Source organism: Leptospira montravelensis (genome assembly GCF_004770045.1).
GTDB classification, from domain to species: Bacteria; Spirochaetota; Leptospiria; order Leptospirales; family Leptospiraceae; genus Leptospira_A; species Leptospira_A montravelensis.
The window spans coordinates 1017611-1042500 of sequence record NZ_RQFO01000004.1; the positions used below are offsets into that span (position 1 = coordinate 1017611).

Below are 24890 nucleotides of genomic sequence, written 5' to 3' on the forward strand. Positions count from 1 at the left end.
ACATATTATCTCGAAATTATCAATTCCTTTTGGTCCATTCATTCCACTCTTTGGCTGTACGAAATTTTTCTCCAGTTACAGCCGTGAGGGCATAATAACTAAGTTTTCTTTTTTCCGCATCATCACCATTGGCATAAGTTAACAAAAGAGGAATGGATTTTTTATCTTTTCGTTTGGCAATCTCTTCCATCGCCGGTCTGTATACTTCGGCATTTTTTGATTTGGTGGCTTCTTCAATGACGATCCGAGCTTCTTCTGTGGGAATGAGTGCCACTGTGGAAAGAATTTGCGGTGCCATTTTTGGTCTATCGGCTAACAGACTTTTGAGTTTGGGTAGACTTGTTGGATCGGCGATAGAACCAAGTGCTTCCAAAGCATATACCATTAGTTTGGCATCTCCTAGATCAAGGGCTTTGATGAGATCTGGTACTGCTTCCTTGGCCCCAAGGATTCCTAGAGCCCAAGCCGATCCATAAGGTCCTTCTTTGGCACCCGATAACAAAACCTTTCGAAGCACTGGTATAGAGGCTTTGTCTCCTATCCAACCAAGGGCTTCTGCAAAACTATCACGCTCGGGTGTAGTAGATTTTTCTAATAATTCTTCGAGGCGAACCCTTCCCTCTTTATATCTTTGTCTACCTACAATCTTTGCCGCATTTCCCCAATTCGCAGTGTCTTTTCCGTTTAACAAACTATAGGCGAGTAATGCAGCCTCTTTAGATGGAATTGAACAAAGCACATCCGTCGCATACAGTTTGGTTTCTGGATCATTCGAATTTAAAGATTGAAAAACCTTGGAAACAACTGAGGGATTTCCAATTTCAATGAGAGCCATCGAGGCATTTTCTTTTCCTTTGCTATAAGCAAGATTTAAGGCTTTCACAAGCACTTCATTGGCATTTTTTGCTTTGATTCTTCCAAGTGCCAAGTAGGCAGCGGCAAGAGTTGGCGATTCATCTTGGATTTTGGTTAAACCCAGTAAATAAGATTCGGAAGCAGAAACTTTTAGTTTCCCTAAAGCCATTGCATAGGTTTTGTCTTTTTCCCTATCTTTGTTTTTTAAAGCCAAACTTAAAATTTGAGATCCAACAGAAGTGGCACCAATTTGTACGAGTGAATCCACAACTTGCAATCGAAGTGTAGGATTATCGTCATTTAACAGAAGATAAATTCGATTTCCTACAGAAGGATCTTTCATACGAGTGAGGGCATCCAAGTAAACATCTTTAGGATTTTCAGAATCCGTCCACATCAAATTGGCAATGGCCGTAGAAGATGATTTGTCTTTTATATCTCCAAGAGCAATGGCTGCCCCTGCACGAACACCTGGTTCTTTGTCTGATAATAATTTTTTTAATTTTGGAATGGCAGATCTTTCATTCCTGCTTCCTAATTGTACCGCAGCTTGGGAACGAATAAAAGAGTCCGAATCGTCCAGACTTTCCAACAACTGTTTTGTGGTTTGTTCTTCTGACACAATTTCCTCAACGGGATTTGTCTCCTCTTTTTGAGGAACGGGATCACAATTTAGTATGAAAGTGATGGTAAAAAAAAGAGAAATAAAAATCCGAAACTTTTGCATGCCAGACAAATTTATAAATTGAAAATTCTTCCTTCAAGTTTTAATTAAAAAAAAGAGGACTTAACGTCCTCTTTGAATCATCCTTAAATTCATTGAAGTTGTTTACGTATTTGGAACTTGACTTCTCACTTCTTTTAAACTAGCGAGTTCTTTTTTCCAAAGACTTAGGTCTTTTTCTGCAGATTGTTTTACTTCTCCAGACGGATGTTTATTTTCCATCCAATACTCAACCATCTGAATTCTTGACTCTAACTCATTGATTTTAAAATCAAAGTATGCTCTTTGTGTCTTTGCAGAAGGTCTCTCAGTAGAATTAGGCTCTTCTGCGGAAGGTTTGTCTGACCATTTTTCTTTGGAAATCGAAGCGGAAAAACTAGCATCCATTGCCGTGAAGGTATCCAACATTTCTAGTTGTTCTTTTTCTTCCACTTCCGTCATTCGAGTTTTAATCTCACGAGGAATGTAGAAATTTTTTGGATATTTAGCTGCAAAATCTCTCCATTCTTCTTTGATCTCTTCTTTACGATTTGGCTTTTTTTCCAATGCAAACGGCCAAAGTACCTCAGCCTGTGCCAATTCCAATTCTTCTGGATTGGGAGCGTCGGCAAACTCTGGATCGTCAAACAAAGACTTGGCGTGACTTTCTGTTTTTCCGAAATCGGAATCGGTGACATCTACTTGTTTGTTTGATTTTTCAGAAGAAAACTTCCAAACCACAAACGAAAACAATAATAGTAGAAATCCACAAACCGAAATGATACCTATAAACCGTTTGTTCATTGTTTAACCTCTTATGTAAAGATAGAAACTACCCAAGAAATTGCCTGACCAAAGATATTCTCTGTTAAGAATTTCTTTAGATCCACTGGATTTCTATTGAGTGAATCGTAATACCAAGCAGTGTATTCGCTTACTTGAGGGATTGAATATCCATAACGAGAGTTAATTGCTTTGATTAACTCATTTGCAAATAGGGAATGTCCATACATGTTCGGGTGAACACCATCTAAACCGAAAACTCCAGGTTGATTAGGTAGTGGCCAGTTTGCTCTTGCATTTCCTGGAGACCAACCATCGGCACTACGAATTGGTCTTCCATTTTCTTTTAAGTCATCAAAAATCACACGTAAATCGGCAACAGCAAAACGCATAGTAGCCGCCTGTGCTTTGATTTCGTTGTTTAACATATTGAGGAAGGTAGAAATAGTAGCGATCTCGTTTGCATCAAGTACTTGATTTGGATCGGATACAGAGTTTCTAAAGAATGCTTTGAGTCCACTGTAATTAGCGCGACCATTCGGATCATTGTATTTTTCAAGGAAAGCAATAGCAGTTACATTTGGAACTGTAAATAAAACTCCTCCTTGTAAACTTCCCATAGCAGACATTCTGCGGAAAAATTCTCGGATGTCTCTTTTGAATCTTGCTTCATCCAAACAATCTGTAGAAGTATGAAGGGCAGTACAAAGAACATGGTTAGCACCAGCAGAACCAAATAGAAAAGTAGGTTTTACTTTTTCCATGACTTGCGTTTGTGTTCCTGCATCACGAAGACCAAATCTATGAAACTTGTCTGGTTCTTGACAATCAGCAACCGTTACCCAACGGTAAGTATACCAATACCATTTTGCCCAGTACCACTCTTTTTCTTGTTTGGTGGCATTGATGTCTTCACATTTTCCGGATGTTTTAAGAAGAGAGGTATACTCAGCTCCAGTAATCCCTGCATGAGTCGGAAGAGAAACAGTGGACTGATTCCCACCAATGATACTTTCAGCGATACAGAAAATACCGCAGTCCCATTTCAGAACATCTTCTAAGTTAACGAAAGGTCCTTTCAAAACATTGTAAGAAACGGATGCTCCCGCTTGTTTACTAACAAGAACAGGATAAGCCCAATCTTGTGTTTTTTTCTCAACGGTTACCCCGAAGAAACCTTGGCTCAGGGAATCCCCGACGACCCCTACGCGTTGGAACATTTGGCTTTGCGTCTGCGCAGAAAGTGATCCTGCGAAAACCAAGGACAATGCCAGCCCTAGAATTCTATTTGTGTTCATATTTCCTCCCAATCGGAACATTTTTAACATATTTCAAACAATTGACATAGTTTCATGACTTTTTGAACGTGTGTCAAATAATTTATTTCCGAACCACTGCGATTTTTTGAACGAAGTTCATTGAATGGTCAGAGGATTGGTTCGTGATAAATATCAATCGGAACTAAAATAAAACCATTTGCCCTGGAAAGAGTCCTAAAGAACGTTGTTTAAATAATAATGAGAACTAATCTCATTCGCAAGGAGAATCCCTAACTATGCGAAATCTAACTTCCCTAGTCTCTATCCTTTCTATGGGCCTTTTGCTTCACTTTTGTACTCCTAAAAAAGACAATTCAGAAACTGCCTTGTTAGCAGCCCTTGCCCTTGCCGCCAGTGCTCCGAACCAAGCTGCCTTTTTAGATACATATTCACAAATTGCCTTCCAAAACTATAGTGATGCTTATGCAGATGTAGTCGCCTTTCGTGAAAAGGTAACTGCTTTTACTTCCAAGGCACCTAGTGCGGCTGAACTGAATGAAGTCAAAACGTATTGGAGAAAGGCAAGACGCAGTTATTTACAAACAGAAGTCTTTCGGTTTAGCAAAGGCCCAATCGATAATCCGGCACTCACCGGTGGGGTGGAATTAGAACCACTGATGAATGCTTGGCCTTTAGATGAAGGTTATATTGATACTGTTATCCTAGCCAACGCTGTAACCAAACAAGGATTAATTGACGCAAACGCTGGAGAGTGCAATGGAGGAACTTGTCCTGATGGCGATACAGCAAAAAATATTTCTGTAGGTTGGCATGCCATTGAATATCTGTTATGGGGAGTCGATACCGCAGGAAATTCTACCCCTGGCAGCTCGATTACAAATACAAATTTTGCTATTGCCAATGGTAGTGGAAACGCTGCTGCCAAAAGATCCGCCTATTTATTGTATGCTACAGAAATTTTGGAATCTCACCTGTTGCAGTTAAAAAATGCATGGGATCCATCGATTTCCGATTCTTATGTTTCTAAATTTAAATCCAATTCGAATTCTTTTGAAAATGTAATTCGCGGAATCGCAAGATTATCTGGTGGAGAATGGGGAGGAGAAAGGATGACAGGAGTGTTTGGTGGTGACCAAGAAGAAGAACATTCTTGTTTCTCCGATAATACGAAAGCGGATTTTTACTATGATGCCAAAGGGCTCGAGAACTTGTTTTATGGTACCTACACGGGAACAAAAACCATTAATGGTTATGGTTTGAAAAATTTACTAGGTGGGGAATCCAGTTACATTGAAGAAAGGATCACTACAGCTGAAAGGTTTTGCCTAAATGAATTTTATGAAGACACATCACTCAATCAAACCTGTAACAGCTCTCAAATTTCCAGCCGTTTTGACACGATGATCGCAACTGTCAATTCGACACAAAGTGCCGATTATAGAATTTTCCGATACGATATCCAACCTGCCGTACAGGAAATTGCCAAATCCCTGCAACGATCTGCAGCTAACTTTGGTTTCTCCATCGGAGATGATGGATTAGTTCTTCAATAAACATAAATATAAAAAAATGACACCAAAACACCTTATCCTAATTTCGATTTTTCTTCTCGTTTTTGATTGTAAAAAAAAATCAAACGATGATGCTACAAAAGCTCTCATCCTTGCGGCCATTTTGTCGTCTTCTTCCTGTTCCTCGGGAGATTTTTTAAATGATCCTTGTGAACAGTTTAGCGGTGGTGATACAACCACCTTTGACTCTACCGAGTCAGCGTTTGATTTAGAAGCAGCCAATGTAGTTGATTCCAGAAGGTCCATTGACTTCCAAGATGGAAATGCCAACTTCAATCGCACCTGGCTTCCTGCAGGAAATTCCTCTGTCACAGGTCTTGGACCTGTATTTAACAACCGTTCGTGCCAAGGTTGTCATGTCAAAGACGGAAGAGGTAGACCTCCTGCTGATGGAACAAGTCTTTCTTCAATGCTCATTCGCTTGAGTATAGCTGGTTCTAATCCCACAACGGGTGGGCCTGTGGCTATGGCCAATTTCGGAACTCAACTCAACACAGAAGGAATCTTGGAATACGGAACAGGCACACAAATTCCTAAAGAAGGAACGGTTACAATTACTTACACTGAAGAGGCAGGTAGTTTCCCTGACGGAGAAACTTATTCTCTACGTAAACCAAGTTATGCGATCACTTGGAATGTGGGAGGCGGCGCTACACAAATCAATGTGTCAAACCCCGGCCAACCCTATCATGCTACCAACAATGCATCAGGTACTTATTATATTTCACCAAGAACGGCCCCAATGGTACCTGGGCTTGGACTTTTAGAAGCCATTCCTGAATCTACCATTCGTTCTTTTGCCGATGCTTCCGATTCCAATGGAGATGGAATTTCGGGAAAACCAAACATTGTTTGGGATACAACTCAAGCTAAAAGCTTTATTGGAAGGTTTGGATGGAAAGCAAACCAACCCAATTTAAACCACCAAAATGCAAGTGCCTTTCTTGGCGATATAGGCCTCACCACTTCCGTGTTTCCATCAGAAAATTGTGCCACAGGACAAACACTTTGTTCTGCAAGTACCACTGGGAATGGTTCGAATCCAGAAATATCCAATGACCGTTTAGCACGAGTTACCTTTTATACCAGTTTAGTAAGTGTTCCCGGTAGAAGGAATTGGAAAAATGAAGATGTAAAAAAGGGGAAAGAATTGTTTATCGAAATTGGATGTTCCTCTTGTCACATTCCAAGAATCAAGACGGGAGACCACTCGATAAGGGAAGTTGCCAATCAAGAAATTAGGCCTTATACAGATTTACTTTTACATGATATGGGAGACGGGCTTAGCGATTTTCGTTCTGATTTTTTAGCGACTGGCAACGAATGGAGAACCACTCCTCTTTGGGGACTCGGTCTTGTGGAACGAGTCAACGGACACGAACTTCTACTACATGATGGAAGAGCAAGAGGTGTTCAAGAAGCTATTCTTTGGCATGGAGGTGAAGCAGAACAGAGTAAAAATAAATACAAACAACTGCCAAAAGAATCTAGGTCAAAACTAATTAGTTTTCTTAAATCATTATGAAACAAAAAAAGTTTCCTACAAAGTTCCTCATTTATAGTTCTTATGTTTTATTACTAAACTGCGGCAGTCCTTCGAACAATGCCTCCAAAAAAGCGCAAATCCTTGGTTTAGTAGATACCTACTTAAAAACATATACAACTTCTAGTTTGTTATTAGACATTGCTAATAATCTAATGATTCCTAAATATACGAATTTAGATAATAAAGTATCCTCTTTACAGACTGCGGCATCAACCTATATAGCAAACCCTGATGTTACCAATCTAACAACAGTCAGAAATGCCTGGACGGACGCATATCTTTCATACAAACAAGTGGAATGGGCATATTTTGGTCCCGCTAACATTCCAAATAATGTCTACTTATATTTGGATAGTTTTTCAAGATCCTTCCCCATCGACACCTCATCCATTGAATCCAAAATAACCGCTAATTCAGCACCAAATGGGTTACGAGTTGATGGTTTTGATGCCGTTGAATATTTACTTTTTAAAGATAATGCGAACACAACCAACACAGCATTTGCGGATGTTAACAGAAGAACTTATCTAACAAAACTAATCCAAGATTTAAAAAATCAAACCGGGTTACTTACATTCAACTGGAATAAATCAAGAAACAACTCATTTTATTATTCTTTTACTAATGCCGGAAAAGGAAGTCGCGACTATCCCAATACCAAAGATGCACTCACTGAACTTACAAACCAAATGGTTTTTTTCTGCAATACTATAGTCGATATAAAAATAGCAGAGCCATCTGGATTACGAGCCACGAACTTAGGAGTAAAGGATATTAATAAAGTAGAAACTCCTTATGCAAATTTATCCTTGGACTCCCTTATACAAAACCTTCAAGGTTTTTCTGACATAGGAGAAGCTGGCTTTTATAAATTCTTGAGTTTAAGAAGTGAAACAGTTGTTCCAAGACTAAAAGAACAAATTTCACTCACAACCGCTTCTGTGAATTCTATTAAATCAAAACATGGAACATTTCAAACTGCGATTACTTCCGGCGGAAATGACGTTGAACTCATGTTAAACGAATTTAAAAAACTAAGGATATTAATAAGCACAGAAGTAATCAGTTCACTCGGTGGAACAATCGGAGTCAGTTCAAACGATGGCGATTAAAAATTTGTTACTTCCTGTTTCTTCGCTTTCGCTCCACTTCTTTCGAATTGGATACGGTTTTGCCACAACCATTTTGATCTTTCGGTATTTTTATTATGGTTGGATTGACACTTATTTTATCAAACCAACCTTTTTCTTTAAACATTATGGTTGGGAATGGATCCATCCACTCCCCCCGGTATTTACTTACCTTTTATTTGGGATTCTATTTTTAACTGCTCTTGGAATTTTTTTAGGTTATTATTTACGAATCAATTTGTTTGTATTTACCATCGGATTTACATGGTTCCATTTTTCTGATGCCACTATTTATTTGAACCATTATTACCTCGTTTCCCTTCTTGGTTTTTTATTGTGGTTATCACCTGTAAGTAAGTCAAATTTTCCTAGCTTCCATTTTTTTGATTGGATGGAAACAACAGAGCCAATATCAAAACTTTGGTTATATGCTTTTCGCATTCAAATAGGACTTGTTTATTTTTTTGGTGGTATCGCAAAACTGCAACCAGATTGGTTATTTGAAGCTCTCCCTTTAAAACTCTGGTTGTATCAATCCGAAGGGAAAATTCCATTTTTAGATCCAATTTTAGGCCTTCCCATCACTGCCTTTGTTTTCTCTTGGATTGGAGTTATTTTTGACTTGTCTATTCCGTTTTTATTATGCTTAAAGCGTTTTCGTTTCTTTGCATGGTTAGTTGTTCTTTTTTTTCACACGTTTACTTCGTTTTTATTTCCCATCGGAATTTTCCCCATAGTAATGAGTCTTTCTTCCTTAATATTCTTCGAACCTAATTGGCCAAAAACCATTTTAACTAAATTAATAAAAACGAAACAACAAGTTATAGATTCGAATAACAACAAACATATAATTCAGTCAGTTCCCAAATTTGGCTTTAAAGAAAAATTACTTTTAACCTACCTTTTGTTACAGGTATCAATCCCTCTTCGGCACATTTTTTATCCAGGACAAGTAATTTGGACAGAAGAAGGGATTAAATATTCATGGCAAGTGATGGTTGCTGACAAAGTAGGATCTGCCACTTTTTGGATTCAAAACAAACAAGTAGATCCGAAAGAAATTCTGACAGACTATCAATACAGAATGATGACTATCCAACCGGAACATATTCTTCAGTTTGCAAAATACTTACAAAAGAAAGAAATGGAAGTATCCGGATTAAAGGACGTTTCTGTATTTGTTCAATCCAATGTTTCCATCAATGGAAAACCAACTCGCCCTCTATTTTCACCAGACGAAGATCTGACAAAGATTTATATCAACTTTTCTCCCTTAAAAGGACTCATTCGATGAATTTTCGAAACTTACGTTTATTGTTTTTGGTTTTTATTATCTTATCTGGAAATAGCATAATCCTGGCTCAAAATCTACCAGAAGAACCAGAATCTAATTCAAAAAAAAATGAAGGGATTCATGTCATTGGTAACAAAAAAGAAGATTTAAAAAAAATCCCAGGTTCTGCATATATAATCGACAAAAAATATTTAGAGGAAGCTTCTCCTACAGATCCAATGGAAGCACTTCGTCGTTCACCAGGTGCTAGTGTTCGTTTCCAAGATGCTGCTGGACTTACACCTAACATTGGATTTAGAGGAGTAAGTAACGAGGAATCAAGAAAAACGTTAATTTTGGAAGATGGAATCCTCACATCACTTTCTCCCTACGGCCAACCAGAAAGTTACTACTCCCCTTCTATTGAAAGAATGGAAAGGATAGAGGTTATCAAAGGATCTGGATCGATTTTATTTGGTCCAAATACGATCGGAGGGATAGTTAACTTTGTCACCAAACGCCCTCCTGTTGAATCTACATTTTATACAAAAAATGTGGGAGGAGAAAATGGTTACCTCTCTACATATAATTCCTATGGCAAAAGTTTTGGATCTAGTGCCTTCGAAGTTTCATTGCTTAGAAAACAAGGAAATGGATTTAGAAATTATCAAAACTTCGATGTGACTGAAGGTAACATTAAGTGGATACAAGATTGGAATGAAAACCATAGCACTACTATAAAACTTGGATACCATGTCCAGAATGCGCAATCTACATATTTGGGATTATCACAAGGTTTATTTCGGTTGGATCCCAAAATCAATCCAGCAGAGTTTGATGAAAAGAAATTGAACCGAAACCAAACAATTATATCTCATAATTGGAAATTATCAGAAGACCATACACTCATTATACGAGGATATTTTTCCCAAGCAGAAAGAAACTGGGCTAGGCAAGATTTTTTATCTGGAAAATCATCCGCAGGTGGATATTTGAATGCTCCTTTAGATACACTTCGTACGTATTCCCCAGGGATTATTGGCAATCGTCCGGGTGATACCATTTATATGCGAGAATCGTATACAAGTCGTGACCAATCCTTTATGGTAGGCGGCGTAGAAACTAAACTGGAATCAAAGTTTTCTACCCTAGGACTCAAACACGAAACAGACATTGGTGTCAGGTTACATGGAGAAAATAATTTAACACAAACCAATGTAAAAAAAACGGATGATCCTTTAGGTTATCTTTCCAAGGCAATCATACAAGAAGAATCCTTAATAAACAACCTAGCACAACCTTCTCTTCCTAACTTTAATCTAAATAGACAAGAAAGAAAAATTGAAGCATTTGCTGCCTACTTCCAAGACAGAATCCAACTTTCGGAAAATTGGAAATTGATACCAGGGGTACGTTACGAAGAAGTAAGGCAAAAAGCCATCACTACAAGAAGACAGGCTACAGCCGATGACTACCGGTTAGGAGCTGTTTTACCAAACGATGTTTCTGTAAATCGAAGAAGTTCGAGCGAATCCAAAACTCATATCATCTTACCTGGACTTGGAATTACCTATGATATTACAAAAAAATTCATTTGGTTTACTGGCGCCCACAAAGGATTTTCACCACCAACATTTGGAACATCCTTTAGTCCACAAGGGAATGATTATCGCCTAAAACCAGAGACATCAACAAACTATGAGACAGGAGTTAGAGGTGACCTAACTTCTTATTTGTATACAGAGCTAGTAGGATATAAAATGTATTTTCGAGACCAAATCATTAACGTAAATGAAATTGGTGGGGAAAATGGAATTAGACCAGCAAATACTGGTTACTCAACTCATACGGGTGGTGAGGCCGTTCTAGTTTGGGATCCCGCAAAAATGCAAAAATCGGAATGGAGAGTCCCTATCGAATTAATTTACTCTCGCATAGAAGCAAAATCAAGAAGTTTCAACCCATTCCCCGTATCGCAAACAAGTGATGGAAAAGAGATTATCGAATTTCTACCTGCGTATACTGTAAATAATTTCCAATATATTCCAACCGATACAACAGGAAATTATTTACCATACGTTCCCAAAGAAACCATTACGACGGCAGTTAGTGTTTCGTCCCCACAAGGTTATTACGGTCGATTAGAATACCAGTATATTGGAAAACAATATTCTGACTTATTAAATACAAAAGACGAATCAGAAGACGGTAACAAAGGAATCATACCTAAAGTGGAACTTTGGAATACTAGTCTAGGATACCGTTCTCCAGACAAATGGTCAGTTTTTATTAATGCAAAAAATATTCAGGACAAACAATACGTTTCAGGTAGACTACCAACGGGCATTCAACCTGGACCATTTCGTCAAATCAATGTTGGTTTCACATTAGAGTTATGATCTACATGAGAACCTTCATTTTTTGATTTCGAAAAATCAACAGGACAATAGAGAATAGAAAAAAACTTTGTATCAAAATTAGAACTGGTATCAGCGAGTCCTACATATTGACGAATAATCTCCATTTCTTGTTCGTCTACGATTACTTCACGTATCATTAAATATTCGATAAAATCTAATCGATCGATTGCATCTGCGATATAAAGTCCATCTTTTAGAATATCTGTTAACCTGTTTACATTCCGACGACTGGGAGATTTAGCTCTTTCCTCTTTGGGAGAAAATTCCCTTAATTTGGCATTCGCATAAGCCTCCCATCTGTGAATTGTTTTTAAATTATTTTCCAGCTGATACAAAAAACCAGGAATGGAATCCTGCTTATCAAACACAACTAACATACGTAAGTATTGGTACAAATTCGGGTTTCTATATAAAAGTCGCTTACAGTGGATAGAATCAATTTTCTCAAAGATACGAAGAAAAGATTCTGTATTTTGTTCTCCCGAATCAGAGACAGTAGATTCAAAATATTCTTCCCATTGTTTTGCATTTAAATTTCCAAGTAAGTTTAATTGGAAAGTAACATCCTTTTCAACCAAAGGTTCCCTAAGTAATAATTCCAAACTTTTCTCTGAATTGATAATTTTTGCCCAAATAGAGAAGTAATAATCAGGCGTTATATTTCCTGTTTTTATGTACTTACCAAAACCGTAGTAAACAGCTTTGCAGATTAAATTTACAGGCATAGACTGGTGATTAATTAAATCTTTCAAAACATCTTCTTCTCTTAGTATCCAACAATAACTGCAAAAATATTCAGCTAACTCGTCTACTTCGAATAAGATTTCTAAATAATCGTGTAGATTAGGAGCCTTTAACAGAAACTCGAATGATTCCCTGGCATGCACCGGAGAACTTTTTTTCCAGAACTCATAAACCAATATTTGCATTTCGAATCCTCAATACATAAAAGACGACGAAAGAAACGAACGATAATACTAAAGTCTATTTCGGATTTATAACAAAATGATTGAATTACGAAGAAATCAAAAAAGATTAAGGTATATTACGAACTAAAACCGAATTCAATATTGTTTTAGAAGTATTTACCGACACGATCAAAATTGCCCAAAGCGGAAAGGATGGTAGTTTCTTCCCAAACATCCAAAACGGCACCGTTCCCTCGCATATAAACTAAAACATCTCCTCGATCTGGGGGAGGTATCTTTTTAAGTTCTCTTAATACTAAAGATAAACGATCGGGATCTCTTTTGTTAGGAGAAAGTTTTGCCTCCGATTTAAAATCAAATCGATCATTTAAACCTTGGCAAAAGGATTCCCATACGTGAATAGAATCCAAAATTGATTCTAACCTTTTCCGATTTTCAGTTTCCTTTTCGTTTTCATCACCAAACTGTTTAAAACCAGATACCATCATCATACGTAGATAATAATAAAGTGTATGGCTATTTAGAAGAATTTTTCTAATTTCATTTTCGCGGAGGTTTGAAAAAATCCCTAAAAGCGCCTGCATTGTCATATTCTTTTCTTCTAATATATCAAAATAAGCTTCCCAGGTTTGTGGATCCAAATTGGATAAAAGATGGATCTTTAATGTAGGATCTCTGTCCATTTCTTCAGCAAGTGAAAGAATCCGCAAACTTTGCGCAGATTTAAACAAAGACCTTATTTGTAAAAAATAAGCATTGGAATCAAAGTTACCTGATAAAAACTGCTTTCCGTATCCGAAATAAACGAACTTCATTAGCAATTCTGGTGTTAAGTTCTCATCATTAAGAAATCGTTTTGATCCTTCTTCGGAACGAAGAAGCCATAAATATTCAAAAACCAAATCGCAAAACTCTTCTTCAGCTAACATATGATCAGCTAAAGACTTTAGGTCGGTTCCTTGTTCTATAGATTGGAAGAAGTCTAAGAGTTCTTTTGGAGATGCATTTTTCCAAAATTCAGATTCCATCCAAGGCATGGATATTTTTTAATCGGTTTAGAAAGAAGTGTCAATTGAATTTTAATAAGATTCAAGTTTATGCATATTAATATACATTCCAGTAACTACTTTGTAATAAATTATAGCAAATTTTACCATTGGCTCCCGGATTGATGACCAAAACCTGGTCACTCGTATGAGGAATCGTATAGATATTTCCGTTAGGTGATAAAACGGCATCTCCCCATTTATTAGTACCAGCGATCCCTGAGTTGTAAGTCGTAGAAACAAAGTTATCTGGATCAAAAGCTATAAAATCGGTGGAATCTGCAGGTATAGTATATATTTTCCCATCAGCTCCCAATATACCTCCGCGCCATTTCGCAGTAGCAACCAAAGGAGAGGTCCAAAAACTTAATTCATCTGTATTCGGGTCGATAATGATAAAATCTGGATCATTGGAAGGTATTCCATAAAGTTTACCGTTAGGTGCTACTACACCATGCCTCCATTTTCCAAGTCCAGTTTTGGTAGACGGGATTACGTAACTTCTTTCGGAATAAGGATCTAAAACAAAAATATAATCAATATCAACCGGGAAGGCATAAATTTTTCCATTAGGTGCGAGAACTCCCCCTTCCCACATATTAGAAAGTGAAAGTGGAGAGGGAATAGTTCTCACCTTATCGGTTTGAGGGTCAATCACTAGAATTTGATTTGAGCTGTTTGGAATTCCATAAATCAAACCATTGGGTGCAAGGACCCCTCCCCTCCATTTTCCAATACCAGTTACAGGTGATGGTATCATATAACTTTTATTTGTCTCAGGTTGAATGACAAGAATTTGGTTCGAGTCCCTTGGAATAGAATATATTTTTCCGTTGGGTGCCAGAACAGCACCTTCCCATTGTGAGGTTCCACTGACTCCTGATGAAAATCCAGAAGCAGTTTGCTTAATGGAATCGATAACAAGAACGTCTGATTGATTGTATGGAATAGAATAAATTTTTTGCTCGCTTGAGAGTATTCCACCTAACCACTTGGCAGCGCCAGTATACGCAGGAGTAAAGGAAGAGAAGGTGACTCCTTTCGTACCAAGGGCAGCTTGTTTTCGAATTTCAGCAGAGACATACTTCCAACGTCTAGGTTGGATAACTGCCAAAGAATCCATTTCGCAGATAGAACGATTTGGAGCAACAGAACCACAATATTCCCTATCATCATCATACAAAATTCTTGTTAGATAAAAGGTACGAAAAGAATCGGAATTAGGATCACATCCATTTTCCAGGTTTGCGAATTTGCAAGATACAATGAGGCAGTTTAGTAAAACAAAAGAAGAAAACAAAACTGGTGTTAATGAATACTTCAATCCGTGGTTACTCTTTTTGAATGATGATAAAGTTGGACTAAAAAATTGTCAAACGAAAGAAATTTCCTAAAACCAGAGAGAATTTGTTTAAGAATTAAGTATCCACCTTTTTCTATGCTTTCGCAGAACAATGCAAAAAAATTAAATAATCTCATTGCCTTTAAAAAAAGAAGGAAACACATATTGAATTACAGCATGCAAAGATTTCAGTGCCTATGAAGATCCAAAGTTTTTACCCTTCCAAGCCACTTTCGGAATTTGTTCAAAAATATCTTATCATAGAATCTGAATCCGGAATAGAAAACCATATTCTACCTAGTCCACATCTTGTATTATCATTTCAACTTTCAGGATCCCTGCAAACTACTGAGTTCGATCACACTTATGATCTACCGAGAATGGGGATTGCCGGGTTTCGGAAATCAGCAAGAAAAATTAGTTATTCTAAAAAATCCTCAGCACTTCTGGTTCTACTGACAGAAATTGGCGCTGCCACATTTTTTCAGGATCCAATTTCCGACTTCTATGAAAAAACTTTAAGTTTAGCGCTCTTCATTCCTGGAAGAATGGTTAGAGAAATTGAAGAAAAGCTTTTTGAATGTAAATCTGACTTAAACCGGATTTCAATTATTGAAAACTTCTTACTTCAAATTAAAAATGAAAGAAACATTGACCCTATTGTTAGCGAAACCCTTTTAAGGATCAAAAATGCAAAAGGGAACTTAAAAATAAGAGATATATATCGCGGTTTGCCCAGTAGTTTAGACTCCTTAGAAAAAAAATTCAAATTTTCAGTAGGAACAACTATCAAACATTATTCAAATCTAATAAGAATTCGTTCAGCCATTAGTTCCTATTCGAATCAAATAAATCTAACGGAGCTTTCATATATCAGTGGTTATTTTGACCAATCCCATTTCAATAAAGATTTCAAACTCTTCACAGGAGAATCACCAAAGACATTTTTCCAACGTAAACAAATTTGGTAACATTGTTTAGATTTCTGATTTTTTACAATTATAAACAATAAAAACCGAGTATCGTTACTTCTATGAAAGCTTTTAAAAGCTAAAGATAATAAAGAGGATACTATGAACCAAATACTAATTGACCGATTCCAGTTACCCAAAGAAGCAAAGGATGTTTTTTTAAAAAGAGTCAAAATTAATCGTGATTTTATAAAAACCTTACCTGGTTTTTTAGGTGATGAAGTATACTTTTGTGAAAAAAATAAAAATATCTCTTTCGTAACTGTAGCGAAATGGAAAGATTCAGATAGTTTAGAAAATGCTAAGGCACTCGTATTTTCAGAGTATCAAAAACAAAATTTTCATATGTCTGATTTTTTAGAAAAGAATTCTATACAGTTAGAAAGAGAAATTTACGAAAAAATTTAAAACAAATTAGATGAAACGAACTCATAGTTATGGACAAGTTCGTTTCATACTCAATTTTATTTATTTATATACGAAGCAAAAGTTTCTTTGATGCCAGTAGAAAATGGTGTCAGAGGAATATTGCCAATCTCTTTCTCATACTGTGCTCCACTAAGTACCAATGGATTCTCAGTAAGATACATCATTTCAACGACTTCCTTTAAAAAGGAATCAAAAAGACCAACAATCGTTAACATCCATTTTCCAACAGGTATCAAAAAAGTTTTTTTACCAGTGATCTCTTGGGCAATTTTCTGAATCTCTTGTGCTGAAATTGTTTGCCCAGGTAAATTCCAATTTCTGCCAAATGATTCATCTTTTGCGGCAACGTTCACAATCATTTTTGCAGCATCAGGAAGATAAATATATTCTCGTTTCACATTTGTATCGCCAATAAACAAGGCAGGTTTTCCCACTGCTAAACTTTCTAAGGTAGGGTTCAAATATGCATTTTTACTAGTTGGGCCGTAATAATCAGGTAATCGAACAATTAGAGCTTTGCTCTGCTTCCAACTGGAAGAAAAAATTAGATCCTCCATTGCGATTCGAATTTTTCCTTTTTTAGAATTTGGTTTTCTAATATATGTTTCCTCAACCGCATAACCAGGATTTGGTCCATATACATAAATCCCATCCACAAAAACTATTTTTTGGCCATTTGCCTCTGCTGCTTTCATAACTGATTCAGCAAGTAATAACGACTTCGCTGCCATTTCATGATAGGGAACATTGGAAGCTTGCAAAATAATATCCGCCGTTTTTCCCGCATCACGAACCGATTGCCAATCGAATACGTCACCATAAGCAAACTCCAATTGCTTAGGATGGTTCAATTCCACTGCCAATGTTTCCAATGCCTTTTTGTTTCTCCCAAAGGCAATTGTCGGAATGCCGCGAAAGATTAATTCCTGGACCAGTGCTTTTCCTGTTCCCCCTGTGGCTCCTAAAACCAATACTTTTTCCATTTTTTACTCCTAAATACGTTTATTGATTAATCAATCACTTTTTACTCAAAATTTTTTTAGAACTTTAGCTCCGCTAAATCCAAAACTAGCCCAAGGTTGCAGAAAAGTCCCTTTGCCAGAAATACTTTCGCTGAATAATCGGGGTCAGGAATTCCTGCTTTTTGAAATTTCTCTAAAACTAGCTGGTATAATTTCGCGAAAGATTCTTTGGTTTTGTTGCGGATTGAGGGTTCCGAAATCCCAAAGGCTTGTGTCTGTAAATGAATTTCTTGTGGAAAATCTGCCATCAATCGTTCATATGAAGTTATCATTTCCAATTGTATGTTTGAACTAACTTGTGTTACTTGAATTTTTTCAAATTCCCTCTGGATTCTTCCGAAAGCCTCATCCAAAGCGGCAAGATACAAGTCTTCCTTCGATTTAAAGAATTTAAAAATATAAGGTTGGGAAATTGAAGCTGATTCTGCAATGTCAGCTGTCGTTGCCTTGTAAAAACCAAGAGAAGAAAAAACTCTGATTGCGGCAGCGATGATTTCTACTCTTCTAGACTGGAGTTTGTTTGTTTCTACTTCCACTCAATGAACCTTGTTATTGATCAATCAATTACTCTTTTGATTTTTTCGTCAAACTAAATTTTAAAAATTCAGTGGCACAAGAAAGAAATTGGCATATTGACATACGAAACTGTGAACCTTTTGGAAATAAATTGGGGAATTTAGGAATCTTCATTTTCCAAAGACGGGATTTGTGTTAGGGGGAAAATGTAACCTTCCCACGAGCCACTCCCCTCCACCCTAACTCGGGTGGGGGTTTGTGGATTCACATCCAGATTATGTCACATCCCTTTTGAGTAACCAAAAATTATCGAAGCTTCAAAATCCTGTTTTTCATCTTGTCACTTTGCAAGCCGACAAACGAAAGCGGAGCACCTTTTGTCAGTATCTATATAGTTCGAAAACAATTAGAAAAACATACGCAACGTTTTCTTCCTAATTGAAAGAATTTACTGATTTACATACTTCTGCATTTGGGTTTTTCCATCATACATTGACTCGATGAGCGATTTGTATTTTTCGGAAACGACATGTCTTTTGACAGATAGTTTCGCAGACAACTCATCACCTACTTCAAAAGTTTTTGGAAGGAGTCGTATCTCCACAATTTTTTCGAAACTTTTAAATCCATTCTCCGTGCGAATCAGATTTTTAACTTCCTCTTCTATCTTTTCTTTTACATTTCGATTCGTTGCCAGTTGTTCATAATTGGATCCATATTCCGAAAACGTTTCTAGAGCCGGTAGAATCAATGCACCTAAATACTTTTGATCCTGTCCTACAACCATGACTTGGTCTATCAATGGTGATTGTATGAGTTTATTTTCAATGGGAACTGGTTCAACATTTTCACCATTGAGAAGTACGACAGTTTCCTTCGTCCTTCCTACAATTTTAAGTGTGTTATTAAAAGACATGATTCCAAGATCTCCTGTGTTCAACCAGCCATCATCGGATAAAACTTTGGCAGTTGCTTCAGGTCGTTTATAGTATCCTTTCATGATTTGTGGTCCTCTTACAAAAATCTCTCCCTTGATTCCCTTTTTCGGAGGATAAATGACTATACCTGTATCAACATCTTTCAGTAAAATTTCAGTCTCAGGAAATATCTGCCCTACACTTCCAATAACACGATGTTTTTCTGAACGAAATGCAAGTCCTGGAGATGTTTCTGTCATTCCATATCCTTCGAATACAGGAATGCTGATGGTATTAAAAAATTCATCAATATGATAAGGTAAGGATCCACCGCCAGAAACGGAACCTTTTAGTTTCCCACCTGTAGCTTGCCTAAGTTTACTTAAAACAATCAAATCAAAGATAATATACGGTAAATAAAGAACAATAATGGAGGTTAAAGAAATCATAGCGAGTGTTATCGATTCAATTATTTTTCTCCCATGAAGATCCAAACGGTTTCCCTTTAAAAATTGAATTGATCTTTGAAACATTAATGCGCATCCATAAGCCAATCTGAATAAAACTTTTTTTATCACTGAACCTGTTTGGATTTTCGACTGTATCCCTTGGTAAATACTCTCCCAAAGTCTTGGTGCTGAAGCCATAAAAGTAGGTTTTACAATCATTAAGTCTTCTCTGATATTTCTCACATTTGTGTAATATTGAGTGGCACCCATCGCAATCGTTCCCATTTGAAAAACTCTCTCAAAACTATGCCAAACAGGTAAAATCGATAAAAATCGATCTTTGGGTCCAATCTTTATAGGTATGTTCCTTAACTGCGATATCATGTTTGCATGAGTTAACATCACTCCTTTCGGTTCTCCTGTAGTTCCGGAAGTATAAATGATCGTAAATAAGTCATCGGGTTGGATTGTAAGCAATCTTTCCTCTACTCTTCGATCACCTAATTTTCGCAAACGCCTACCATTTTCAACAAGACCATTGAGGCTCAACACTTTAGGATACAAATGACTCCCTGGATCAACTTCGTCCTCTCCATGACTACGAAGTTGTGTGTTTAATAAACCGGGTTCGCCTTCCATTACAATCATATGTGTTATATTTTGTAGTTTGGATATATTCTTCTTAACTTTTCTTAGTGTTAATTCGTCTTCTACGAAGACCATCTTTGCATCAGAATGAGACAGTATGTATTGTATATCACCATCAGTAACGTCTGTACCACGAGGAACATCAGCCGCACCACATAGTATAATTCCATAATTTGTGATAATCCATTCTTTTCGATTTTCAGATAATACTGCTACATGATCTTTCGAATTTAAACCGATAGCAATTAGCCCAGTTGCTAGTGAAACTCCAGTTTCATATAAATCTTGAAAGCTAATTGTAGAGAATTGTTTTTCTTTGTTTTTTGTTCCAAAAGCCGGTTGATCCCCAAACTTCTGGGCACTATCGTAAAATAACTCTGCTAGATTTTTTGCTGTGATTTCAGAACTCATTTTTCTTTCTCCAATATTTGCAGAATATCAGAAATTAGTGAATCGTCTTGAACGCAACGGCTACTTCGAAAAGAAAATTGCCTGAAATGGTTCTTTCTTTTTAGTAAAATCCGAAGGGCTAACACCGAAAGAGCGACGAAAAATACGAGTGAAGTGAGATTGGTCAGCAAAACCACCTTCGTAGGCAGCATTTGATAAATGTGAATGATTTGCTAAATAGTCGACTGCCTTTTTTGTTTTTAGCCAAAGTTTAAAGGCAGAAAAAGGAACACCTGCCTCCTGCCGAAAAAGATGTCGGTATCTTTCAACAGATAAAGAAGCCTCTTTTGCTAAATGAGAAAGTGAAAAACGATCAAGCTCTACATCTTGCATACTTTTTTGAATGCGTGGATCCATTTTACGATTTGCCTGTTGATCAAAATTTTTATTTATCATTTCGAGAAGTTGTACACGGACATCTTTATTTGATGATTTTAATATATCTCTTATTTGTTGTTTCAGATTTTCCGTAAATACATCACCAACTTCAAATGCTGTATGATTGGAAGCTAAACTCCTATCAAAAAAAAGTTGGTAACCTGTTGTTAGTGGATCCAAATAAAGCAGTGTAAGGTTTCCTTCCCCACCCCTCATTTCGTGACTTATACCCGAAGGTATACAGACAACATTGTATGACTTCCATTCACCATCAATTGTGCGTAATCCAACAGAGCCTGAATCTGGAATACTAATTTGAATAAAGAAATGGCTATGCCGATGGGTTGAAAATATCTCACCACGGTATGTTGCAAAATCTTCCCAAATCAAAAATTGTTTCATAAATATAGTTTCAAAGACACAAAGAAATCAGTAAGGGAAAGATGATGTGTGGTAAACAAAAAAAACGATGACAATCAGCGGCTCTCCATTCAATGGATTCGAAAAAAAATCCTTCCTAAATACATAAAAAATTTTGAAAAATTGATAGTCATCCTAGTTAAAAAATAAGAAAATACTTGCTTACTTTGATTGATTCAAAAACTGTTTTTAACAAATGTTAGTAATTTCGTATATGGAAAGACGAAACTGAGGAATGGGGAAGGGAAATTTCTTGCTTCGTTCGTTATTCATGAAAAAGATGATAGGAATCTGGGTCATTCTCTATTCCGTCAGTTGCCACCAATTAACATTAAATAACCCTTGTGATCAAAAATCAAAGAGTTATCGAGAGACCTTATTACTTGCTTCCGTATCGGAAACTCCTATTCCCTTTTGCGGATTCAGCGTTCGTAATTCTCCAAAACTCTGGGAAACGCAGGCCTATCTCAAAGCATCGAATGCTGAAGCAAACGATCTCTTCGGAAATTCCGTAGCCATCTCTGGCGATACGATCGTGGTGGGAGCTGCAGGTGAGTCAAGTAACCAAACGACAATTACGAATGGAAACTCTGCGAGTGCTGACAACTCTGCAGCGTCTTCGGGTGCCGCTTATGTCTTTCAAAGAACTGGTTCCTCTTGGGCACAGGAAGCCTACTTAAAAGCACCTAATGCAGAAACAACGGATTTTTTTGGAGCTGCCGTTGCCATTGATGGAAATACCATCCTTGTTAGTGCCAACCAAGAAGATAGCAATCAAATCACAATTACAAATGGACCTACTGCAAGTACAGACAATACAGCTACTAGTTCTGGTGCGGTTTATGTGTTTCAAAGGTCAGGCACTACATGGGTACAACAGGCCTACTTAAAACCCTCCAATACAGGCCCCAATGATCAGTTTGGAGTTTCCCTTGCCATCTCAGGGGATACCATTGTTGTGGGAGCTTTATTAGAGGATAGCGACCAATTAAGCATTACCAATGGGTCAGCAGCTCCGGCAAATGAAGGAGCCACGGATTCAGGGGCTGTGTATGTGTTCCAAAGATCAGGCACTACCTGGTCAGAGCAAGCCTATCTGAAACCATCTAATACTGGAGCAAATGATCGATTTGGCGCATCTGTTGGTATATCAAAAGATACAATCGTTGTCGGTGCCAATTTAGAGTCGAGCAATCAGACCACAATCACAAACGGATCTGGCGCCAGTAGTGATGACTCGGCAGCCTATGCAGGTGCGGCTTACGTCTTCCAAAGGACAGGTGCCAGTTGGACCGAAGAAGCCTATCTAAAAGCACCTAACGCAGATGCCGGTGATAAATTTGGTCAAAAAGTTGCCATCGATGGAGACACGATTGTTGTTGGTGCCTTTTCTGAAGCAAGCAGCCAGACCACAATCACAAATGGGACTACGGCTAGTTCCGACAACTCAGCGACACTGGCAGGTGCCGCTTATGTGTTCGAAAGAAAGGGTTCTACTTGGACCCACCAAGCCTATCTCAAACCTCCCAACACTGAAGCAGACGATCGTTTTGGTGTCACAGTTGCGATTCAGGGAAATACAATCTTAGTTGGTTCCATTTTTGAGGACAACAACCAAACAACGGTCACCAATGGAACGATGCCAAACGATGGTAACAGCCTATCCAATTCAGGTGCGGTATATGTGTTCCAAAGGTCTGGATCCAATTGGGCATTCAGAGCTTACATCAAGGCACCCAATGCGGATGTCGAAGACCGGTTTGGCAATGCGATTTCTTTTTCAGGAGATACCGCCGTCGTTGGGGTGAACCAAGAAGACAGCAATCAAAATACAATTACCAATGGACCAACAGCCAGTGCAAACAACTCGGCTTTACAATCTGGTGCTGCCTATGTGTTTTTTAGAAAGTAAAATGGTTTCGAATAGCAAAGTATATTCCTAAATGAAAAAACAGATTCCCTATCAAAAAGAAATCCTTCTCGTCACTGGTACTACTCTTGTTTTGAGTATAGTGTATTTTTTTTTCCTTCGTCCCATTTCGAATGGGAATCCAATGACGCTGCCAACAATGGATGTGGATAAAAAAGGGCTTTCCCCTTTTCACAAAAGGGAAGTGAACCTCACCATCACCAAACACAAACGTAAAATCCAAATCTGCTACAATTTATACTTAGAAACAAATCCTAAAATCGAAGAAGGCAAAATCCATTTCGATTGGCAGATCGAACCCGATGGAGTTCCTACAAAAGTAGAGCTCATCCAATCCGATTTTACATCTGATTTATTCATCAGTTGTTTACAAAAAGAAATCAGTTCCTGGGAATTTCCACCTCCACCAGAAAGATCGCGTAACACCTACGCAGAATATACTTTTTTCTTTAAAAAAGATGTGAAAGTTCCAAAATAAGAGCGAGCCCCAAAAATCCATTCGATCTATATCAATCAACAGAAATAAGTTTACAAATCTATAAACTGATTCTAAATCTTTCAAACATATGGCTATCAATGAGAAATTATCGGATCGTGTTCGAAAGTTAATGGAAGGTCAAACGGATGTGGAAGAGAAAAAAATGTTTGGCGGCTTATGTTTTATGGTAAACGGTAAAATGTGCGTCTGCGTAAGAACTGATGAAATCATGTGCAGAATCGATCCAGAAACTTTTGAATCCATACTTTCGAAAAAAAAAGCTCGCCCAATGATCCATAACGGACACTTGATGAAAGGATTTGTTTTTGTTAAGGAAGAAGATATAAAAACAAAAAAAGAAATGGAATCCTGGATTCAATTATCTCTCGAATACAATAAAAAATCTCCACCCGCTAAGAAAAAAGCCAAAAAAAAGAGTTTAAAAAAGCAGTCCGGCCAAATGCTTTCCAAATAAATCTTACTCAATTCCAACAAATCGATAATCTTAGCATTCAAACTAACGACTGTAAAATAGTAATAACTTCGTTCCTTCATAAGAAACCAAAAGGTGAAAAGTTTAAGAATAAAAATGCTAATTTAGGAAAGCCTCTTTACTTTTTGTATGATATGTGTAATAGGAAAATTGGCACCTGCCCACGAGCCACTCCCCTCCACCCTAACTCGGGCGGGGGTTTGTGGATTCACGCGCGAATTATGTCACATAACAGTTATACCAATACACAAATCTTCACCAAAACAACACACCAAACCCTTGTTAGTTAAATAACAATCCAGACTAGCGCTTCGGCACTTCGACAATGCTCAGCGTTAACGAACTCAAACATCCTTTACTAGTTTCAAACCGGTTCCCTGAATAACGAAGTGTATCGAAGGGAACTTTCACAATATACAACGTAGCGTAACATCAATCGCAAGCGGAAGGTAATTGGTTTCCTTTATAAAAGGAGGTGGTCCAACGACGATTTTTAAAATATAACTAGAATATTTTCTTAGAGAAAAAAATTCTGTGACCTCACCCTCTTCACGAGTTTTATCTTAGAGGTTCCTCCCTCTTTCATTATGCGGGGAAATTGGGCGAGCCCCCAGGACTAAATTGAATACCGAAAATGGATTCGGATTAGATAACATTTTATTAGAAATTTGGGGTCGGGCTCTCCAGGGCTTCGGTCGCAAAGCGACCGCTAACGCGCCCTTACGATCCCTCTCGCACAGATCGTTACTCATGGATGCGGAGTTAATTCTAAACAACTCAACTTAAAGATGGAAACCAAATCTAATTTGGAATAAGAGAAAAAATTTGCCCGTTGCGAATGATTTTTTAGCTTTAAATACAAATGGCGATATAGATGCATTTTCTGATTTTATTGGGCAATACTCAATAGA

The 24890-nt window shown here is 37.5% G+C and carries 20 protein-coding genes and 1 pseudogene; 10 read left to right on the forward strand and 11 right to left on the reverse strand.

From position 1 onward, the window contains the following. Positions 1 to 19: 19 nt before the first annotated feature. The 3 genes from EHQ31_RS05655 to EHQ31_RS05665 all read right to left on the reverse strand — a co-directional run bounded on the left by EHQ31_RS05655 (position 20) and on the right by EHQ31_RS05665 (position 3669). Positions 20 to 1582: a HEAT repeat domain-containing protein gene (locus tag EHQ31_RS05655; RefSeq protein WP_135570357.1), complete on the reverse strand. Its 1563-nt coding sequence runs from the start codon at positions 1580 to 1582 to the stop codon at positions 20 to 22. Positions 1583 to 1684: 102 nt separating this feature from the next. Then, positions 1685 to 2362 carry a hypothetical protein gene (locus EHQ31_RS05660; RefSeq protein ID WP_135570359.1) on the reverse strand — a complete coding sequence of 226 codons (678 nt, stop codon included), beginning with the start codon at positions 2360 to 2362 and terminating at the stop codon, positions 1685 to 1687. Between the two features lie 11 nt (positions 2363 to 2373). Beyond that, the gene (locus EHQ31_RS05665) at positions 2374 to 3669 is read right to left on the reverse strand and encodes a hypothetical protein (RefSeq protein ID WP_135570361.1); all 1296 of its coding nucleotides are present in this window, start codon (positions 3667 to 3669) and stop codon (positions 2374 to 2376) included. Positions 3670 to 3896: 227 nt separating this feature from the next. On the opposite strand from EHQ31_RS05665, the gene EHQ31_RS05670 reads away from it, so the two are divergent. Genes EHQ31_RS05670 through EHQ31_RS05690 form a run of 5 tightly spaced genes read left to right on the forward strand, consistent with a single transcriptional unit; the run spans position 3897 to position 11540 of the window. Then, positions 3897 to 5174 carry an imelysin family protein gene (locus EHQ31_RS05670; RefSeq protein ID WP_135570363.1) on the forward strand — a complete coding sequence of 426 codons (1278 nt, stop codon included), beginning with the start codon at positions 3897 to 3899 and terminating at the stop codon, positions 5172 to 5174. A gap of 16 nt (positions 5175 to 5190) precedes the next feature. Continuing rightward, positions 5191 to 6717: a di-heme oxidoreductase family protein gene (locus tag EHQ31_RS05675; protein WP_135570365.1), complete on the forward strand. Its 1527-nt coding sequence runs from the start codon at positions 5191 to 5193 to the stop codon at positions 6715 to 6717. After that, positions 6714 to 7850 (forward strand): imelysin family protein, encoded by a 1137-nt coding sequence (locus tag EHQ31_RS05680; protein ID WP_135570368.1) that lies wholly within the window; start codon positions 6714 to 6716, stop codon positions 7848 to 7850. Before EHQ31_RS05675 ends, EHQ31_RS05680 begins: the two co-directional genes overlap by 4 nt. Further along, on the forward strand, positions 7840 to 9162 hold the full coding sequence (locus EHQ31_RS05685) for an HTTM domain-containing protein (protein ID WP_135570370.1): 1323 nt from the start codon (positions 7840 to 7842) through the stop codon (positions 9160 to 9162). The genes EHQ31_RS05680 and EHQ31_RS05685 overlap by 11 nt, the downstream gene beginning before the upstream one ends. Beyond that, the gene (locus EHQ31_RS05690; protein WP_135570372.1) at positions 9159 to 11540 is read left to right on the forward strand and encodes a TonB-dependent receptor family protein; all 2382 of its coding nucleotides are present in this window, start codon (positions 9159 to 9161) and stop codon (positions 11538 to 11540) included. The genes EHQ31_RS05685 and EHQ31_RS05690 overlap by 4 nt, the downstream gene beginning before the upstream one ends. Here EHQ31_RS05690 and EHQ31_RS05695 read toward each other — a convergent pair. The 3 genes from EHQ31_RS05695 to EHQ31_RS05705 form a co-directional block, all read right to left on the reverse strand. After that, positions 11507 to 12490, reverse strand: coding sequence for an LBF_1199 family protein (locus EHQ31_RS05695; RefSeq protein ID WP_135570375.1), 984 nt, complete (start codon positions 12488 to 12490; stop codon positions 11507 to 11509). The two genes, EHQ31_RS05690 and EHQ31_RS05695, sit on opposite strands and share 34 nt — an antisense overlap. 146 nt (positions 12491 to 12636) lie before the next feature. Next, positions 12637 to 13527 (reverse strand): LBF_1199 family protein, encoded by an 891-nt coding sequence (locus EHQ31_RS05700; protein WP_135570377.1) that lies wholly within the window; start codon positions 13525 to 13527, stop codon positions 12637 to 12639. Positions 13528 to 13594: 67 nt separating this feature from the next. Beyond that, positions 13595 to 14860 (reverse strand): NHL repeat-containing protein, encoded by a 1266-nt coding sequence (locus EHQ31_RS05705; protein WP_167481635.1) that lies wholly within the window; start codon positions 14858 to 14860, stop codon positions 13595 to 13597. A gap of 215 nt (positions 14861 to 15075) precedes the next feature. Between EHQ31_RS05705 and EHQ31_RS05710 the strand changes: the two genes are divergently transcribed. Both EHQ31_RS05710 and EHQ31_RS05715 read left to right on the forward strand, forming a co-directional pair. Beyond that, positions 15076 to 15849 carry a helix-turn-helix domain-containing protein gene (locus EHQ31_RS05710; protein WP_135570379.1) on the forward strand — a complete coding sequence of 258 codons (774 nt, stop codon included), beginning with the start codon at positions 15076 to 15078 and terminating at the stop codon, positions 15847 to 15849. 102 nt (positions 15850 to 15951) lie between these two features. Continuing rightward, positions 15952 to 16257, forward strand: a complete 306-nt coding sequence (locus EHQ31_RS05715) for an antibiotic biosynthesis monooxygenase family protein (RefSeq protein WP_135570381.1) — start codon at positions 15952 to 15954, stop codon at positions 16255 to 16257. Positions 16258 to 16313: 56 nt separating this feature from the next. Here EHQ31_RS05715 and EHQ31_RS05720 read toward each other — a convergent pair whose 3' ends face one another. The 5 genes and pseudogenes from EHQ31_RS05720 to EHQ31_RS05735 all read right to left on the reverse strand — a co-directional run bounded on the left by EHQ31_RS05720 (position 16314) and on the right by EHQ31_RS05735 (position 21060). Further along, positions 16314 to 17261, reverse strand: coding sequence for an SDR family NAD(P)-dependent oxidoreductase (locus EHQ31_RS05720; RefSeq protein ID WP_135570383.1), 948 nt, complete (start codon positions 17259 to 17261; stop codon positions 16314 to 16316). A gap of 56 nt (positions 17262 to 17317) precedes the next feature. Next, a complete protein-coding gene (locus EHQ31_RS05725) occupies positions 17318 to 17836 on the reverse strand; it encodes a TetR/AcrR family transcriptional regulator (protein ID WP_135570385.1) in 519 nt (172 codons plus the stop codon). Positions 17837 to 18264: 428 nt separating this feature from the next. Next, positions 18265 to 18816 (reverse strand): hypothetical protein, encoded by a 552-nt coding sequence (locus EHQ31_RS19055; protein WP_420844108.1) that lies wholly within the window; start codon positions 18814 to 18816, stop codon positions 18265 to 18267. A 45-nt stretch (positions 18817 to 18861) separates the two neighbouring features. Then, positions 18862 to 20241: pseudogene (locus EHQ31_RS05730) on the reverse strand (AMP-dependent synthetase/ligase); the annotation flags it as partial. A 60-nt stretch (positions 20242 to 20301) separates the two neighbouring features. Then, complete coding sequence (locus EHQ31_RS05735; protein ID WP_135570390.1) at positions 20302 to 21060, reverse strand: AraC family transcriptional regulator; 759 nt, start codon at positions 21058 to 21060, stop codon at positions 20302 to 20304. 271 nt (positions 21061 to 21331) lie between these two features. Between EHQ31_RS05735 and EHQ31_RS05740 the strand changes: the two genes are divergently transcribed. The 3 genes from EHQ31_RS05740 to EHQ31_RS05750 all read left to right on the forward strand — a co-directional run bounded on the left by EHQ31_RS05740 (position 21332) and on the right by EHQ31_RS05750 (position 23961). Continuing rightward, the gene (locus EHQ31_RS05740; RefSeq protein WP_244247270.1) at positions 21332 to 22990 is read left to right on the forward strand and encodes an FG-GAP repeat protein; all 1659 of its coding nucleotides are present in this window, start codon (positions 21332 to 21334) and stop codon (positions 22988 to 22990) included. Between the two features lie 31 nt (positions 22991 to 23021). After that, the gene (locus EHQ31_RS05745; RefSeq protein WP_135570394.1) at positions 23022 to 23486 is read left to right on the forward strand and encodes an AgmX/PglI C-terminal domain-containing protein; all 465 of its coding nucleotides are present in this window, start codon (positions 23022 to 23024) and stop codon (positions 23484 to 23486) included. A gap of 88 nt (positions 23487 to 23574) precedes the next feature. Beyond that, positions 23575 to 23961: a TfoX/Sxy family protein gene (locus tag EHQ31_RS05750; RefSeq protein ID WP_244247271.1), complete on the forward strand. Its 387-nt coding sequence runs from the start codon at positions 23575 to 23577 to the stop codon at positions 23959 to 23961. The last annotated feature ends 929 nt before the right edge of the window (positions 23962 to 24890 follow it).

Bases quoted from the DNA above. Each gene is read 5' to 3' on its own strand.
- EHQ31_RS05720 (WP_135570383.1), bottom strand. From the start codon at position 17,261: ATGGAAAAAGTATTGGTTTTAGGAGCCACAGGGGGAACAGGAAAAGCA.
- EHQ31_RS05695 (WP_135570375.1), bottom strand. From the start codon at position 12,490: ATGCAAATATTGGTTTATGAGTTCTGGAAAAAAAGTTCTCCGGTGCAT.
- EHQ31_RS05660 (WP_135570359.1), bottom strand. From the start codon at position 2,362: ATGAACAAACGGTTTATAGGTATCATTTCGGTTTGTGGATTTCTACTA.
- EHQ31_RS05750 (WP_244247271.1), top strand. From the start codon at position 23,575: ATGGCTATCAATGAGAAATTATCGGATCGTGTTCGAAAGTTAATGGAA.
- EHQ31_RS05700 (WP_135570377.1), bottom strand. From the start codon at position 13,527: ATGCCTTGGATGGAATCTGAATTTTGGAAAAATGCATCTCCAAAAGAA.
- EHQ31_RS19055 (WP_420844108.1), bottom strand. From the start codon at position 18,816: ATGAAAGGATACTATAAACGACCTGAAGCAACTGCCAAAGTTTTATCC.
- EHQ31_RS05670 (WP_135570363.1), top strand. From the start codon at position 3,897: ATGCGAAATCTAACTTCCCTAGTCTCTATCCTTTCTATGGGCCTTTTG.
- EHQ31_RS05680 (WP_135570368.1), top strand. From the start codon at position 6,714: ATGAAACAAAAAAAGTTTCCTACAAAGTTCCTCATTTATAGTTCTTAT.
- EHQ31_RS05745 (WP_135570394.1), top strand. From the start codon at position 23,022: ATGAAAAAACAGATTCCCTATCAAAAAGAAATCCTTCTCGTCACTGGT.
- EHQ31_RS05735 (WP_135570390.1), bottom strand. From the start codon at position 21,060: ATGAAACAATTTTTGATTTGGGAAGATTTTGCAACATACCGTGGTGAG.
- EHQ31_RS05690 (WP_135570372.1), top strand. From the start codon at position 9,159: ATGAATTTTCGAAACTTACGTTTATTGTTTTTGGTTTTTATTATCTTA.
- EHQ31_RS05685 (WP_135570370.1), top strand. From the start codon at position 7,840: ATGGCGATTAAAAATTTGTTACTTCCTGTTTCTTCGCTTTCGCTCCAC.
- EHQ31_RS05710 (WP_135570379.1), top strand. From the start codon at position 15,076: ATGAAGATCCAAAGTTTTTACCCTTCCAAGCCACTTTCGGAATTTGTT.
- EHQ31_RS05665 (WP_135570361.1), bottom strand. From the start codon at position 3,669: ATGTTAAAAATGTTCCGATTGGGAGGAAATATGAACACAAATAGAATT.
- EHQ31_RS05675 (WP_135570365.1), top strand. From the start codon at position 5,191: ATGACACCAAAACACCTTATCCTAATTTCGATTTTTCTTCTCGTTTTT.
- EHQ31_RS05715 (WP_135570381.1), top strand. From the start codon at position 15,952: ATGAACCAAATACTAATTGACCGATTCCAGTTACCCAAAGAAGCAAAG.
- EHQ31_RS05655 (WP_135570357.1), bottom strand. From the start codon at position 1,582: ATGCAAAAGTTTCGGATTTTTATTTCTCTTTTTTTTACCATCACTTTC.